This window comes from Phytomonospora sp. NPDC050363 (assembly GCF_040655735.1).
Lineage (GTDB): Bacteria > Actinomycetota > Actinomycetes > Mycobacteriales > Micromonosporaceae > Phytomonospora.
In genome coordinates, this window is sequence record NZ_JBFAKK010000010.1 from 248184 (window position 1) to 261281 (window position 13098).

At 69.6% G+C, this 13098-nt stretch carries 13 protein-coding genes, 1 pseudogene and 1 riboswitch; of the genes and pseudogenes, 11 read left to right on the forward strand and 3 right to left on the reverse strand.

Features of this window, described 5'->3' with window-relative positions:
• Positions 1–49: 49 nt before the first annotated feature.
• Positions 50–1469: pseudogene (locus AB0I28_RS26425) on the forward strand (NF041680 family putative transposase).
• A gap of 60 nt (positions 1470–1529) precedes the next feature.
• On the opposite strand, the gene AB0I28_RS26430 reads toward AB0I28_RS26425, so the two are convergent.
• On the reverse strand, positions 1530–2258 hold the full coding sequence (locus AB0I28_RS26430; RefSeq protein WP_357497653.1) for an SDR family oxidoreductase: 729 nt from the start codon (positions 2256–2258) through the stop codon (positions 1530–1532).
• 101 nt (positions 2259–2359) lie between these two features.
• Here AB0I28_RS26430 and AB0I28_RS26435 point away from each other — a divergent pair, with 101 nt between their 5' ends.
• From AB0I28_RS26435 to AB0I28_RS26450, 4 genes are all read left to right on the forward strand, one after another.
• The gene (locus AB0I28_RS26435) at positions 2360–3199 is read left to right on the forward strand and encodes a helix-turn-helix transcriptional regulator (protein ID WP_357497655.1); all 840 of its coding nucleotides are present in this window, start codon (positions 2360–2362) and stop codon (positions 3197–3199) included.
• A 42-nt stretch (positions 3200–3241) separates the two neighbouring features.
• Positions 3242–3955, forward strand: a complete 714-nt coding sequence (gene rpe, locus AB0I28_RS26440; protein WP_357497657.1) for a ribulose-phosphate 3-epimerase — start codon at positions 3242–3244, stop codon at positions 3953–3955.
• Complete coding sequence (locus AB0I28_RS26445) at positions 3952–4905, forward strand: response regulator (protein WP_357497659.1); 954 nt, start codon at positions 3952–3954, stop codon at positions 4903–4905. Before rpe ends, AB0I28_RS26445 begins: the two co-directional genes overlap by 4 nt.
• A 264-nt stretch (positions 4906–5169) precedes the next feature.
• The gene (locus tag AB0I28_RS26450) at positions 5170–6546 is read left to right on the forward strand and encodes a glycoside hydrolase family 16 protein (protein ID WP_357497661.1); all 1377 of its coding nucleotides are present in this window, start codon (positions 5170–5172) and stop codon (positions 6544–6546) included.
• Positions 6547–6601: 55 nt separating this feature from the next.
• Here the strand turns inward: AB0I28_RS26450 and AB0I28_RS26455 are convergent, their stop codons facing one another.
• Together AB0I28_RS26455 and AB0I28_RS26460 are read right to left on the reverse strand one after the other, a co-directional pair.
• Positions 6602–7390: a DUF3050 domain-containing protein gene (locus tag AB0I28_RS26455; RefSeq protein ID WP_357497663.1), complete on the reverse strand. Its 789-nt coding sequence runs from the start codon at positions 7388–7390 to the stop codon at positions 6602–6604.
• An 81-nt stretch (positions 7391–7471) separates the two neighbouring features.
• On the reverse strand, positions 7472–8233 hold the full coding sequence (locus AB0I28_RS26460; RefSeq protein WP_357497665.1) for a TetR/AcrR family transcriptional regulator: 762 nt from the start codon (positions 8231–8233) through the stop codon (positions 7472–7474).
• Between the two features lie 98 nt (positions 8234–8331).
• Here AB0I28_RS26460 and AB0I28_RS26465 point away from each other — a divergent pair, with 98 nt between their 5' ends.
• The 6 genes from AB0I28_RS26465 (at position 8332) to hisG (ending at position 13097) form a co-directional block, all read left to right on the forward strand.
• Complete coding sequence (locus tag AB0I28_RS26465) at positions 8332–9219, forward strand: NmrA/HSCARG family protein (RefSeq protein WP_357497667.1); 888 nt, start codon at positions 8332–8334, stop codon at positions 9217–9219.
• A gap of 63 nt (positions 9220–9282) precedes the next feature.
• Positions 9283–9430, forward strand: a riboswitch (FMN riboswitch).
• A 110-nt stretch (positions 9431–9540) separates the two neighbouring features.
• Entirely contained in the window at positions 9541–10134 is a 594-nt protein-coding gene (locus AB0I28_RS26470; RefSeq protein WP_357497669.1) for a riboflavin synthase, read from the forward strand.
• Positions 10131–11402, forward strand: coding sequence for a bifunctional 3,4-dihydroxy-2-butanone-4-phosphate synthase/GTP cyclohydrolase II (locus AB0I28_RS26475; protein ID WP_357497671.1), 1272 nt, complete (start codon positions 10131–10133; stop codon positions 11400–11402). The genes AB0I28_RS26470 and AB0I28_RS26475 overlap by 4 nt, the downstream gene beginning before the upstream one ends.
• A complete protein-coding gene (ribH, locus tag AB0I28_RS26480) occupies positions 11402–11872 on the forward strand; it encodes a 6,7-dimethyl-8-ribityllumazine synthase (RefSeq protein ID WP_357497673.1) in 471 nt (156 codons plus the stop codon). The genes AB0I28_RS26475 and ribH overlap by 1 nt, the downstream gene beginning before the upstream one ends.
• Before the next feature lie 68 nt (positions 11873–11940).
• On the forward strand, positions 11941–12204 hold the full coding sequence (locus AB0I28_RS26485; RefSeq protein WP_357497675.1) for a phosphoribosyl-ATP diphosphatase: 264 nt from the start codon (positions 11941–11943) through the stop codon (positions 12202–12204).
• A gap of 47 nt (positions 12205–12251) precedes the next feature.
• Positions 12252–13097, forward strand: coding sequence for an ATP phosphoribosyltransferase (gene hisG, locus AB0I28_RS26490; RefSeq protein WP_357497676.1), 846 nt, complete (start codon positions 12252–12254; stop codon positions 13095–13097).
• The last annotated feature ends 1 nt before the right edge of the window (position 13098 follow it).

A 13098-nucleotide genomic window follows, 5' to 3' on the forward strand; every position in this document is an offset into this window, starting at 1 on the left:
TCGTGGGTTGAAGGCGTGTCGTTGGGTCGGCTCGGATCGTTGATGTCGGATGGTAGGTGACGGGTGTGGGCTTGGAGTGTTGGCCGGGTTCCGGTGTGACTTCCACGAGTGCTTGAGCGCGCGGTCGGATGCGTTGTTCGAGCTGGCCGAGGCGGTGTTGTGCGCCGACGGGCCGGTGGGGTCCCTGGTGGGGTTGTCTCTGGTGCCCGAGCATCGGCGCGGACACGGGGCCCTCTACGACGCGATCAACCACGGCCGCATCGACACCGATCGTCTCGGTCAGGTGCTGGCAGGGCTGCCGTTACCTCGCGCTGCTGGTGGGCGCCTGGTGCTGGCAGTGGACATCAGCCCATGGCTCCGGCCGGATGCCGACACGTCGCCGGGACGGTCGTTCTGTCACACCTACGGGCGCGGCCGTGATCAGCATGTGATGGTGCCCGGGTGGCCGTACTCGTTCATCGCCGCGCTGGAGACTGGCCGCACCTCGTGGACAGGGCTGCTGGACGCGATGCGCATCCCTCCAAGCGGTGACGTCGCGGCGCTGACGGCGTCGCAAGTGCGTCGGGTGGTCGAGCGCCTGGTCGCTGCCGGGCAGCAGGGTCCGAAGGATCAGGCGATCCTGGTGGTGTTCGATGCCGGGTACGACGTCCCGCGCATCGCGCATCTCCTGGCGGATCTGCCAGTCGAGGTGTTGGGGCGGATGCGTTCGGACCGTGTGCTGCGCTGAGCAGCGCCACCACGGGTGCCCGGGACAAACGGGCGTCCACCCAAACACGGCGGGGAACTCGTGTTCGGCGACGCGGCCACCTGGGGGCGAACCGGATGCCGAGACCCTCACCGACACCACCCGCTACGGCACCGCGCACGCGATGGCCTGGAACCGGTTGCACCCGCGGTTGACCGCCCGCGCGGCCTGGCGCGACCATCCCGGGCCGTTGCCGATCATCGAGGGCACTCTCATCCGCCTCGCCGTTGAACACCTACCGACCGGTGGTGAAGCCAAACCGGTGTGGTTGTGGTCTTCGGCCACCGATCTGGGGGCGTCTGAAGTGGACAGGTTGTGGCAGGCGTTTCTGCGACGCTTCGACCTCGAACACACCTTCAGGTTCCTCAAGCAGACCCTCGGTTGGACCGCCCCCAGACTCCGCGATCCCGAAGCTGCCGACCGCTGGACCTGGCTGATCATCGCTGCTCACGCCCAGTTGCGCCTCGCCCGTGGGCATGCCCGCGACCTGCGCCGCCCCTGGGAGAAGCCCCTGTCGGCCGACCGGCTCACCCCGGCCCGCGTCCGGCGAGGGTTCAGGTACCTGCGCACGAAGACCACGCGTCCCACGGCCGCGCCGAAACCCAGCCGGCCCGGCCCCGGACGACCACCCGGGCGGCGAAACACCCACCGCGCCGTCACCGGCCAGCGTTACAAGCGCCCCTCACATCGCAAGAAGGGCACCAAACCCCGCAGAACAGGTTAATGGACAAACTGAGGGCCGCCGGGTCCTTCCACGTCCCGGCGGCCCGTCCCGGAGTCGGCGCTACCAGGGGTGCGGGCCCTCTTCGCTCTCGAACGTTCCCGTCGGCCCGTCGGCGCCGATCAGCGCCATCCGGATCGCCGCGCGCGAGCCCTGCTCGGGTGTGCGGTGCCCGGCGTGGCCGTTGAGGTCGGTCGCGCAGTAACCGGGATTGACCGCGTTGACCTTGAACGCGGTGCCGGCGAAGTGCTTGGAATAGGCGATGGTCACGGCGTTCAGCGCCGCTTTGGACGCCTGGTAGCCCACACCCTTCAACATGTAATAGGGGCTGTCGGGGTTGGTCATCATCTCGAAGGAGCCGACCTCGCTGGACACGTTGACGATCCTCGGCTCGGCGGAGCGCTCCAGCAGCGGGACGAAGGCGTTGGTCACCGCGATCACGCCGAAGACGTTCGTCTCGTAGGTGTCGCGCACGGCCGCGACGGGCGTCTCGGTCACCACCCAGCCCTCCTGGCGGTTCAGGACGGCGGCGTTGTTGACGAGGATGTCGAGCCGACCGTGAACCTCCTCGACCACCTGGGCGGCGGCCGCGATCGTCTCGGCGTCGGTGACGTCGATCCGCACGAACTCCGCCTTGTGCCCTTCGGCCCGCAGTGTCCCCACGGCCGCCTCGCCCCGCTCGGGCGAGCGCGCCCCCACCAGAACCGTCACGCCGGCCTTGCCCAGGCCCCGGGCGATCTCGAGGCCGATTCCCTTGTTTGCGCCGGTGATCAGCGCGATCTTGTCGGTCATGACACCACCGTCGCTCTGTTTCGCGCTCGCCGACAGAGACCCGCCTAGCGTGGTACCACCGGTACCTCCCTCGCGGCGGCGGGCCGGGGGATGCTTGGCGAATGCAGCGCACCGAACTGGCCGAGTACCTTCGCGACCGGCGGGCCCGGATCAAACCGGCCGCCGTCGGTCTCCCCGAGGGCGGCCGCCGTCGCACGCCGGGCCTGCGGCGCCAGGAGGTCGCGCAGTTGGCCGGCATGTCGATCGAGTACTACATCCGCCTTGAGCAGGCGCGCGGTCCGCATCCGTCGCGGCAGATCCTCTCGGCGCTCAGCCGCGCGCTGATGCTGTCGATCGACGAGCGGGCGCACCTTTTCCACCTGGCGGGGGAGACCCCCGCGCCGCAGAGTCTGCTGCGCCGCGACGTACCCGAAAGCGTTCTGCACCTGATCGCGTCGCTGACCGACATCCCTGCCTACGTGCTGGACGCGAAGTACGACGTCCTCGCCTGGAACGAACTGGCCGTGGAGTTCATCGGCGACCTCGCCTCGCACGCCGAGAGCGACCGCAACGTGCTGCGCTGGATCTTCACCGACCCACCGGCCGACCTGTTCACCAACGAACGGCACCTCGCCTTCGCGCGGGCCTCCGTCGCGGACCTGCGTGCCGCCTACGGCCGCTATCCCGACGATGCGAGCCTCGCCGCGTTCGTCGAGGATCTCCTGCGGATCAGCCCGGAGTTCGGCGAGATCTGGGCGATGCACGAGGTGGAGGTCCGCCGGGACCTCACCAAAATCGTCGAGCACCCGAAGTACGGACAGATGCACATCACCTGCCAGGTGCTGCTCATCCCGGACCGGGACCAGCGCGTGGTGCTGTACGTGACGGCGCCGGGATCGCCTTCCTACGCGGCGATGCGCAGCATCTACGCCGAACGCGGGGGCATCTCCCGGACGAGCTGACGGGTTCGGGATACGCGCCGAACACCTGACTACACTGTGCCAGTGGACAGAACCGATACGGTGATCGCGCCGAGCCTCCTCGCGGCCGATTTCGCGCGTCTGGACGAGGCGATGGCGGCGGTCGCGGGAGAAGCAGACTGGCTGCACGTGGACGTCATGGACAACCACTTCGTGCCGAACCTGACGATCGGGCCGCCGGTCGTGAAGTCGCTGAAGGCGGCCACCGGGCTGCCCCTCGACTGTCATCTGATGATCGCCGACCCCGACCGCTGGGCCGTCGGCTACGCCGAACTGGGCGCCTACAACGTGACCTTCCACGCCGAGGCCGCCGCGAATCCGGTCGCGATCGCGAAGGACCTGCGGGCGGCGGGCAGCAAGGCGGGACTGGCGATCGACCGGGACACGCCGGTCGAGGAGTTCCTGGACATCCTTCCGGAGTTCGACACGCTGCTGATCATGACGATCAAGGCGGGTTTCGGGGGCCAGGCGTTCATGCCCGAACTCCTCGACAAGGTCCGCACGGCACGGCAGGCGGTCAAGTCGGGGCACCTGGAACTGCGCATCGAGGTCGACGGCGGGATCGCCGCCGACACGATCGCCGCGGCGGCCGAGGCGGGGGCGGACGCGTTCGTGGCGGGGACGGCCGTCTACGGCGCCCAGGACCCGGCCGAGGCGATCCGCAGGTTGCGGGCGCTGGCCGACTCGGTCTTAACATCGGACGCCACAGTGCGCGCGGTGAGGAGTGGTGGGGGGTGACCAGTCCGGAGGAGAGCAACCGGGGTCTGGTGCTCGTCGTCGACGACGACGCCGACATCGCGCGCTTCGTCGCCCTCAACCTCCGCCTGGAGGGGTTCGAGGTGGTCACCGCCGGGGACGGATACCAGGCGCTGGCGCACCTCGCCCGGCGCCGCCCGGACATGGTGCTGCTCGATGTCATGATGCCGATGGTCGACGGCGTCGAGCTGACCCGGCAGCTGCGCAGCGACCCCATGACGGCGAGCCTGCCGATCATCCTGCTGACGGCGAAGAACCTGTCGGCGGACAAGATCGTCGGCCTGACCACCGGTGCCGACGACTACATCGTCAAGCCCTTCGACACGCAGGAACTCGTCGCGCGGGTCCACTCGGTCCTGCGCCGGCACCGCGAGATCCGCGAGCTCTCGCCGCTGACCGGGCTGCCCGGCAACGCGCGCATCACGCGCGAGGTGACCGGCTGGATGAGGCAGGGCAACGAGTTCGCGCTCTGCTACGTCGACGCCAACCACTTCAAGAGCGTCAACGACGCCTACGGCTTCGTGCGCGGCGACGAGTTCATCTCGACGCTGGCGTCGTCGATCCACCGCGGGGTGGTCGGCGCCGGGCCGCCCCTGGCGTTCCTCGGGCACGTCGGCGGCGACGACTTCATCATCCTGTGCGTCCCGGAACAGGTGCAGGCGATCACGCAGCGCGCGATCATGGACTTCGAGGAGCGCGCGCTGGTCCTTTACGACGAGCGCGACCGCGAACGGGGATACGTCGAGGTCACCGACCGGCGGGGCAACCCGGTGCGGGCGGGCTTCGTGACCCTGTCGATCGGGGTGGCGATTTCGAGCCACCGGGTGTTCACCGATCCGCGAGAGGTCGTCGAGGTCGCCACGGAGATGAAGAGCGTGGCGAAGAAGCACAACGGGTCGTTCGTGGCGATCGACCGGCGGCAGACCCTGTAGCGGTCGTCCGGTCCCGAACGCGCCACCGCCCGCTCGCTGCCCGGCCGCTCCGGTCGACATGGATTCACATCCCCGGCGCGGCCCCGCGCCGTCCGTCCTCATTCCTCGCCGAACCGGGTGCTCCGTGCCCCGACCTAACGCAAAGATCTCCCAGAACTCTCCCGACATCCCACCCTTTTGCCCTTCTGCAATGCAAACCATTGACATTACAACCGGGTCTCCCTAGCGTTAAATCAAGAAGCTTTACCCAAGGGAGGATCCGTCATGCGATTACCACGCCCGGCAGTTCTCACCGCAGCTCTCGGCCTGTTAGCGTCCACCCTCGTCATCGGCGCCACCGCTGCCCCGGCCCCAGCGGCACTGCCCAATCCGGCGGGCTGGAACCTGGTCTTCGGCGACGACTTCAACGGCTCCGCCGGCACCGGCGTCAACCGCTCCAACTGGATCTACGACATCGGCCACGGCTACCCCGGCGGTCCCGGCAACTGGGGCACCGGCGAGATCGAGTACATGAGCGACTCGACCTCCAACGTCAGCCTCGACGGCGCCGGCAACCTCCGCATCACCCCGATCCGCGACGGCGCGGGCAACTGGACCTCGGGCCGCATCGAGACCCAGCGCGGCGACTTCCAGCCCGCCGCCGGTCAGAAGCTGCGCATCGAGTCGCGCATCCAGATGCCCAACGTCACCGGCGCCGAGGCGCTCGGATACTGGCCCGCCTTCTGGGCGCTCGGCACGCCCTACCGGGGCAACTGGTGGAACTGGCCGGCTATCGGCGAGTTCGACATCATGGAGAACGTCAACGGCATCAACTCGGTGTGGGGCGTCCTGCACTGCGGCGTCAACCCCGGCGGTCCCTGCAACGAGACGACCGGCATCGGCGCCAGCCGCGCGTGCCCGGGTTCCAGTTGCCAGTCGGCCTTCCACACCTACACCTTCGAGTGGGACAAGTCGGTCAGTCCCAACCAGCTGCGCTGGTACGTCGACGGGCAGCAGTTCCACTCGGTGAACCAGTCCCAGTTCGACGCCACGACGTGGACGAACATGACCAACCACGGCTACTTCGTGATCCTCAACGTGGCGATCGGCGGAGCGTTCCCCAACGCGCTGTGCGGCTGCACCTCACCGAGCGCCTCGACGGTCTCCGGTCGCCCGATGGTCGTCGACTACGTCGGCGTGTGGACCACCGGCAGCGGGGGCGGCGACCCCGACCCCGATCCGGGCACCGGCTTCGACGCCTACGGCACGATCCAGGCCGAGTCCTTCAGTTCCCAGTCCGGCACCATCACCGAGGCGACAAGCGACTCCGGTGGCGGCCAGAACATCGGCGCGATCAACAACGGCAACTGGCTGCGCTTCAACGGGGTCCGCTTCGGCACCTCGGCGGCCCGGCAGTTCATCGCCCGCGCGTCCTCGGGCGCGGGAGGCGGGGTGAGCGGGCTGGTCGAAGTGCGGCTGGACAACCCGGCCAACGCGCCGATCGGCAGCTTCGCCATCGGCAACACCGGCGGCTGGCAGTCCTGGCGGACGATACCGGCCAACATCACGGGCACGACCGGCACGCACGACGTGTACCTGACCTTCACCAGTGGTCAGCCGGCCGACTTCGTCAACGTCAACTGGTTGAGCTTCGCGCACTGACGCGAAGGGCGGCGCGCCCCGGCGACCTCCGGGCCGGGGCGCGCCGCCTCATGGATCAGCTCGACTTGATCGCGTCGAGGATCCCGTCCCACAGCGCGACCCTGGCGGCCAGCGCGGAGTTGACGGTCTCGGCACACTCGTTCCACTTGGCGTCGTCGTCGCCGCAGAGGTCGGCGAGCATCTGCATGGCCATGGGGGTGTGCTTCTCCCCGTCGACCTCGATGTGCCGCTCCAGGTAGTCGACGAAGAGGTTGAGCCTGTTGCCGCGCTCGTTGATCGCCACGACCTGCGCGAACATGTCGGGGATGAGGTCTTCGCGGCCGAAGGCGAAGGCCGCTGCCTGACAGTGGACCGGGCGGGTCTCGATGAAGTCGAAGGTGGCACGGGAGAAGGCCAGCGATGGCGCGGGCACGCCGGCCTCGACCAGCGCGTCCTCGACCGACCGGCCGTCGCGCAGGAGCGCGATGAGGGCCTCGATGGCGGTGGTGTCGGCCCCGGCCTCCTTCATGCCGTCGACGTAGAGCTCGAAGTGGCTGATGTAGCCCTCGCCGAGTTCGTCGCTCTCCTCGACGGTGACGATGTCGTTGATGAGGTGGCGGCTGGCCCGGTGGCTGGTGGGCAGCCAGGGCACGGCGACGCTGGTGAGGTTGATCTGCAGGGACTTGAGCAGCGACATGAAGTCCCACACCGCGAAGACGTGGTGCTCCATGAAGGTGACGAGGGCGTCGTGGTTGTCAAGGGCGGCGTAGACGGGGTGTCCCACCACGCGGTCGCGGGTCTCCTCGATAGCGGTCTCCAGGCGCTGGATCCCCGGGTGGGTCTGGCCCCAGTCGTATCGCGACATCGGTGTTTCCTCCTAAGTGGATGGCGCGATCAGACTGCCGTCCGGCGCTTCGGATCGGCTGCGGATCCGATATGAGATCGACTACGCGCGCCGCTCCCGGTGGGCCTTCTGCCGGCAGGCGGGGCCGCAGTAGCGAGCCGGCCGGCCGGTACGGGCCGCCTCGATGGCCCGGCCGCACTGTTCACACACCGCACCTGGCGGAGTTTCGTTACGTTTCGCGGCCGTGGTTTCGTTACGGTCGCTCCATTCGGTGAGGGGTTTCGTGACGTCGGCGCGCAGGCCTTCGGCCACGACCCGCGCGAGCAGGCCGTTTCGGTCGGAGGCGCGGCGCTCGAACTCCATCGACGCCGTGCCTCCCACCAGCGCCTGCACGTCGTCGCGGTCGACGTCGGCGCGCACGACGCCCGCCTCCTGGGCCGCTGTGAGCAGCTCCGACAGCACCGCCAGGTAGTCGTCGAACAGTTCCGCCGAGAGGAGCGTGTGCTCGCCGGTCAGGGAGTGGAAGCCTTCGCACAGCGCGCGGTTGACGGCCCCGTGCTTCACCACGTGCTCGAAGAAGGCGAAGAACCTGTCACCAGGGTCGCCCTCACGCCGGCAGAGCTCGCGGCCCCAGGCGGTGATCTCGCTGGTCCGCCGGGTGATCACGGCCTCGAACAGCTTTTCCTTGCTGGGAAAGTGCCGGTAGACGGTGCCCGCGCCGACCCCCGCGCGCCTGGCGATCTCGCCGAGCGTCACCGACGTGCCCTCGGCCGCGAAGGTCTCCAAGGCCACGTCCAGGACGCGGGTTCGGTTCCTTCGCGCGTCGGCGCGCAGACCTTCGGCGTCAGGTGTGTCGACGGTCACGATCGTGGACCTCCGGTCGGGCGGATTAAACGGGTCGGTGATTCCGTATAGTGAAGCGGGTTGCTGAACCCGATTCTATCCCTCAGCGGAGGAACACCATGTCGAAGATCCTCGTCACCGGCGCCACCGGACAGCAGGGCGGCGCCGTCGTCGCCCGCCTGCTCGCCGACGGCCACACCGTCCACGCCCTCACCCGCGACACCGACTCGCCCGCCGCCCGCCGGCTCGCCGAACGGGGAGCCCACGTCGTCGCCGGCGACCAGGCCGACCCGGGCGCCGTCCGCGCGGCGGTGTCGGGCGTCGACGGCGTCTTCAGCGTCCAGCCCGTCGCCAACTTCAGCGCCGCCGCCGATTTCGACGAGGTCGCCGTCGGCGAGAGCCTGATCGACGCGGCGAAGGACGCCGGTGTCGGGCACTTCGTCTACACCTCGGCCATCGGCGTCGACAAGGACACCGGCATCGTCCACATGGCCGGGAAACTGCGCATCGAACGCCACCTCGCCGAGTCCGGCCTGTCCCACACCGTCCTTCGTCCCGCCTCCTTCATGGAGAACTACCTGCACCCGCTCTTCGGGCTGCGCGGCGGCGGAGCCCTCACCTCGGCCGCCCTGCCGCACATCGCGCTCCACCTGATCGCCGTCGACGACATCGCCGACGTCGCGGGCGCCGCCTTCGCCGACCCCGCGCGCCATGACGGGCGGACCATCGAGCTTGCGGGTGACGTCCTGACCTCGCCGCAGGTCGCCGCGGAGCTCAGCCGCGGCCTCGGCAGAGAGGTGCCCTTCCAGCAGATCCCCATCGAGGAGCTGCGCGCGGCCAACGCCGAGGCCGCCCGCGGGTACGAGGCCCTCAACGCGGGTGCGAGCACGGTGGTCGACATCGCGGCGCTGCGCGCGGAGTTCCCCCGCCTGCGGACCCTGCGCGCCTGGCTCGACGAAGGCGCGGCGGCCAAGCTCGCGGCGGTCCTCGACTCCGGGAGGCAGTGAAACTCCTCACCTCGCGCGGCATCGAACCCCGTCACCGTGGAAGACTCGTCGGCAGACCAGCATGCGCGCTGGCGGGGTCGGTGAAATTCCGAACCGGCGGTAACGAGGCCTCTTCGAGCCTCGAAGTCCGCGACCCGGTTGCCTCCAGTAACCGGTGGACCTGGTGAGAGTCCAGGACCGACGGTCAAAGTCCGGATGGTAGTTGGCGCGCGCGACACCGGCACGTCCCTTCCGGGGCGGCAGGCCCTTCTTCGGGCTCGGCCGGTGTCAGCGGTATTTCCCCGCCTGTACGTGTGCCCGATTTGACAGGTGGAGGGCCACATGTTCACTGGCATCGTCGAAGAGCTCGGCGAGATCGTCGCCGTAGAACCCGCACGTCTGGGCATCCGGGGCCGCGACGTCGCCTCCGACGCGAAGCACGGCGACTCGATCGCCGTCAACGGCGTCTGCCTCACCGTGACCGATGTGGACGGTGATGTTTTCGGCGTCGACGTGATGGGCGAGACCTACGCCCGCACGGCGCTCGGAGCGCTCGTACCCGGAGACCGGGTCAATCTGGAAAGGGCCGCCACGATGGCCACCCGCCTGGGCGGTCACATCGTGCAGGGCCACGTCGACGGAGTCGGCGAGATCCTCGAACGCCGGCAGGAAGAGGGCTGGGAGACCGTCCACTTCCGGCTTCCCGAAGGGCTGGCGAAGTACATCGTCGAGAAGGGGTCGATCACCATCGACGGTGTCTCGCTGACGGTGGTCTCCATCGGCGGCGACGAGTTCACCGTCGGACTGATCCCGACCACGCTCGCGCTGACGACGCTGGGCGTCAAGACCGTCGGAGACCCCGTGCACTTCGAGGTCGACATCCTCGCCAAGCACGTGGAGAAGCTGCTGGCCGCCCGAGAGGGGATCGCGGCATGAGCGCCGACGCCAACCCGCATGCGGGGCTCGACGACATCGAGCGCGCCGTCGCCGACATCGCCGCAGGCCGGGCCGTGATCGTCGTCGACGACGAGGACCGCGAGAACGAGGGCGACCTCATCTTCGCCGCCGAGAAGGCGACCCCGGAGCTGCTGGCCTTCATGGTCCGCTACACCTCCGGCTACATCTGCGCCCCGCTCATGCCCGAGGACGCCGACCGGCTCGACCTGCCGCCCCAGTTCCACACCAACCAGGACAGCCGCGGTACGGCCTACACGGTCACCGTCGACGCCGCCGACCGCGAGAGCACCGGCATCTCGGCCAAGGACCGGGCGCACACGATCAGCCTCCTCGCCGATCCCGACGCCAAACCCGCCGACTTCACCCGACCCGGCCACGTGGTGCCCCTGCGGGCGGTGCCCGGGGGAGTGCTGCGCCGGCCCGGCCACACCGAGGCCGCCATCGACCTCGCCGTCATGGCGGGCCTTCGCCCGGCCGGCGTGCTGTGCGAGATGGTCAACGACGACGGCACCATGAAGCGCCTGGGCGACCTGCGCGAGTTCGCCGACGAGCACGACATCGCGCTGATCAGCATCGTCGACCTGGTCGACTACCGGCGCCGGACCGAGCGGACCGTCGAGCGCGTCGCCACGACCCGCCTGCCCACCGAGCACGGGATCTTCCGGGCCGTCGGCTACGCCGAGCCCGGCGCCGCCGCCGGTGGCGCCGACGGCGAGCACGTCGCGCTCGTGCACGGCGAGATCGGTGACGGGGAGGACGTCCTCGTCCGCGTCCACTCCGAGTGCCTCACCGGCGACGCCTTCGCTTCCCTGCGCTGCGACTGCGGTCCCCAGCTGCACGCCGCGATGCGGGCCGTGGCCGACGAGGGCCGCGGGATCGTGCTCTACATGCGCGGCCACGAAGGGCGCGGCATCGGCCTGCTCCAGAAGCTCAAGGCCTACGAACTCCAGGACGCCGGCCGCGACACCGTGGACGCCAACCTCGACCTGGGCCTGCCCGCCGACGCCCGCGACTACGGCACCGGCGCGCAGATCCTCGCCGACCTGGGCGTGAAGTCGATGCGGCTGCTGACCAACAACCCCGACAAGCGCGCCGGGATCGAGGGCTTCGGCCTGCGCGTGCTCGGCCGGGTGACGCTGCCCGTGCACGCCCACCCGGAGAACCTCGCCTACCTGCGGACCAAGCGCGACCGCATGGGGCATCTGCTGGACGATCTGAAGCTCGACGACCTGAAGGAGGCCGTGTGATGGCCGGTTCCGGAACGCCCGAACTCACCACCGTCGATGCCTCCGGCCTGCGCCTCGGCGTTGTCGTGACGCGCTGGCACGCCGACCTGACCGGGCAGATGCTCGACCGCGCGCTCGCCGCCGCCGACGCCAGCAAGGTCGTCGACGTGGTCACCGCGCACGTCGAGGGCTCGGTGGAGATCCCGGTGGTCGCCCAGGCCCTCGCCCGCCGTTGCGACGCCGTCGTGGCGCTGGGAGTGGTCGTCCGCGGCGACACCGCGCATTTCGACTACGTGTGCCGCTCGGTCACCGACGGGCTGACGCGCATCGCGCTCGACGAGTCGACGCCCGTCGCGCACGGCGTCCTCACCGTCGACACCCTTCAGCAGGCCCGCGACCGCGCTGGTTTCACCGACTCGTCCGAGGACAAGGGCTGGGGGGCGACCATCGCCGCCCTCGACGCAGCCGTGACCCTGCGCGCGGTGCGGTGACGTCCCAGGTTGTGGGCAGTCCAGGGCCGTACGGGAGCCGCCACCGAGGCGACGTAGGCTGGTCGACCGTGAAGACCTTCGACCAGCTGTTCGCCGAACTGGCGCGCAAGGCCGAGACCCGTCCCGACGGATCCGGCACCGTTGCGGCCCTGGACGCCGGCGTGCACGCGATCGGCAAGAAGCTCGTGGAGGAGGCCGCCGAATCCTGGATGGCCGCCGAACACGAGGGCAGGGAACGGGCCGCCGAGGAGATCTCCCAGCTCCTCTACCACGCCCAGGTCCTCATGATCGCCACCGGACTGTCCCTTGAGGACGTTTACCGACATCTGTGACGGCCGCCCCCGCCACCGATCACCGTGAACGTCTCCAAGGAGCCGAAGTGCTGCGCGTAGCCCTGCCCAACAAAGGATCGCTCTCCCAGACCGCCTCGGTCATGCTCACCGAGGCCGGATACCGGCAGCGTCCCGCCGAGCGCGACCTGACCTGCGTCGACACCGACAACGACATCGAGTTCTTCTACCTCCGTCCCCGCGACATCGCCACCTACGTCGGCTCGGGCGACCTCGACCTCGGCATCACCGGCCGCGACCTGCTGATCGACTCCGGTGCCCCCGCCGAGGAGGTCCTCCCGCTGGGATTCGGCGGTTCGGTGTTCCGCTACGCCGCCCGGCCGGGGACCGCCTCCACCTTCGCCGACCTCGACGGCCGCCGCGTCGCCACGTCCTACCCGGGCCTGGTCGCGCGGCACCTGGAGGCACAGGGCGTCACCGCCGAGGTAATCCGCCTCGACGGCGCCGTCGAGAACGCCGTCGGCCTGGGTGTCGCCGACGTCGTCGCCGACGTCGTGTCCACCGGCGCCACCCTGCGCCAGGCGGGCCTCGAACCCTTCGGCGACGCGCTGCTCAAGTCGGAGGCCGCGCTGATCCGCCGGATCGACGCTCCCGGCAGCGAAGCCGCCGACGGGCTCGTCCGACGTCTCCGCGGCGTCCTCGTCGCCCGCGAGTACGTGATGCTCGCCTACGACGTGCGCGCCGAACTCGTCGAGCAGTCCACCGCGCTGACCCCGGGCATCGAGTCGCCGACCGTCTCGCCCCTGCACCGCGAAGGATGGGTCGCCGTACAGGCGATGACACCGGCGCGGCAGGTGCAAAGGATCATGGACGAGTTGTACGCGATCGGCGCGCGAGGCATCCTGGTCACCAAGATCCACGCGTGCCGGATCTGAC

Excerpts from the sequence above, each read along its gene's own strand:
- AB0I28_RS26430 (WP_357497653.1), bottom strand. The coding sequence starts at position 2,258 with ATGACCGACAAGATCGCGCTGATCACCGGCGCAAACAAGGGAATCGGC.
- AB0I28_RS26475 (WP_357497671.1), top strand. The coding sequence starts at position 10,131 with ATGAGCGCCGACGCCAACCCGCATGCGGGGCTCGACGACATCGAGCGC.
- AB0I28_RS26450 (WP_357497661.1), top strand. The coding sequence starts at position 5,170 with ATGCGATTACCACGCCCGGCAGTTCTCACCGCAGCTCTCGGCCTGTTA.
- ribH (WP_357497673.1), top strand. The coding sequence starts at position 11,402 with ATGGCCGGTTCCGGAACGCCCGAACTCACCACCGTCGATGCCTCCGGC.
- AB0I28_RS26470 (WP_357497669.1), top strand. The coding sequence starts at position 9,541 with ATGTTCACTGGCATCGTCGAAGAGCTCGGCGAGATCGTCGCCGTAGAA.
- AB0I28_RS26435 (WP_357497655.1), top strand. The coding sequence starts at position 2,360 with ATGCAGCGCACCGAACTGGCCGAGTACCTTCGCGACCGGCGGGCCCGG.
- AB0I28_RS26455 (WP_357497663.1), bottom strand. The coding sequence starts at position 7,390 with ATGTCGCGATACGACTGGGGCCAGACCCACCCGGGGATCCAGCGCCTG.
- AB0I28_RS26465 (WP_357497667.1), top strand. The coding sequence starts at position 8,332 with ATGTCGAAGATCCTCGTCACCGGCGCCACCGGACAGCAGGGCGGCGCC.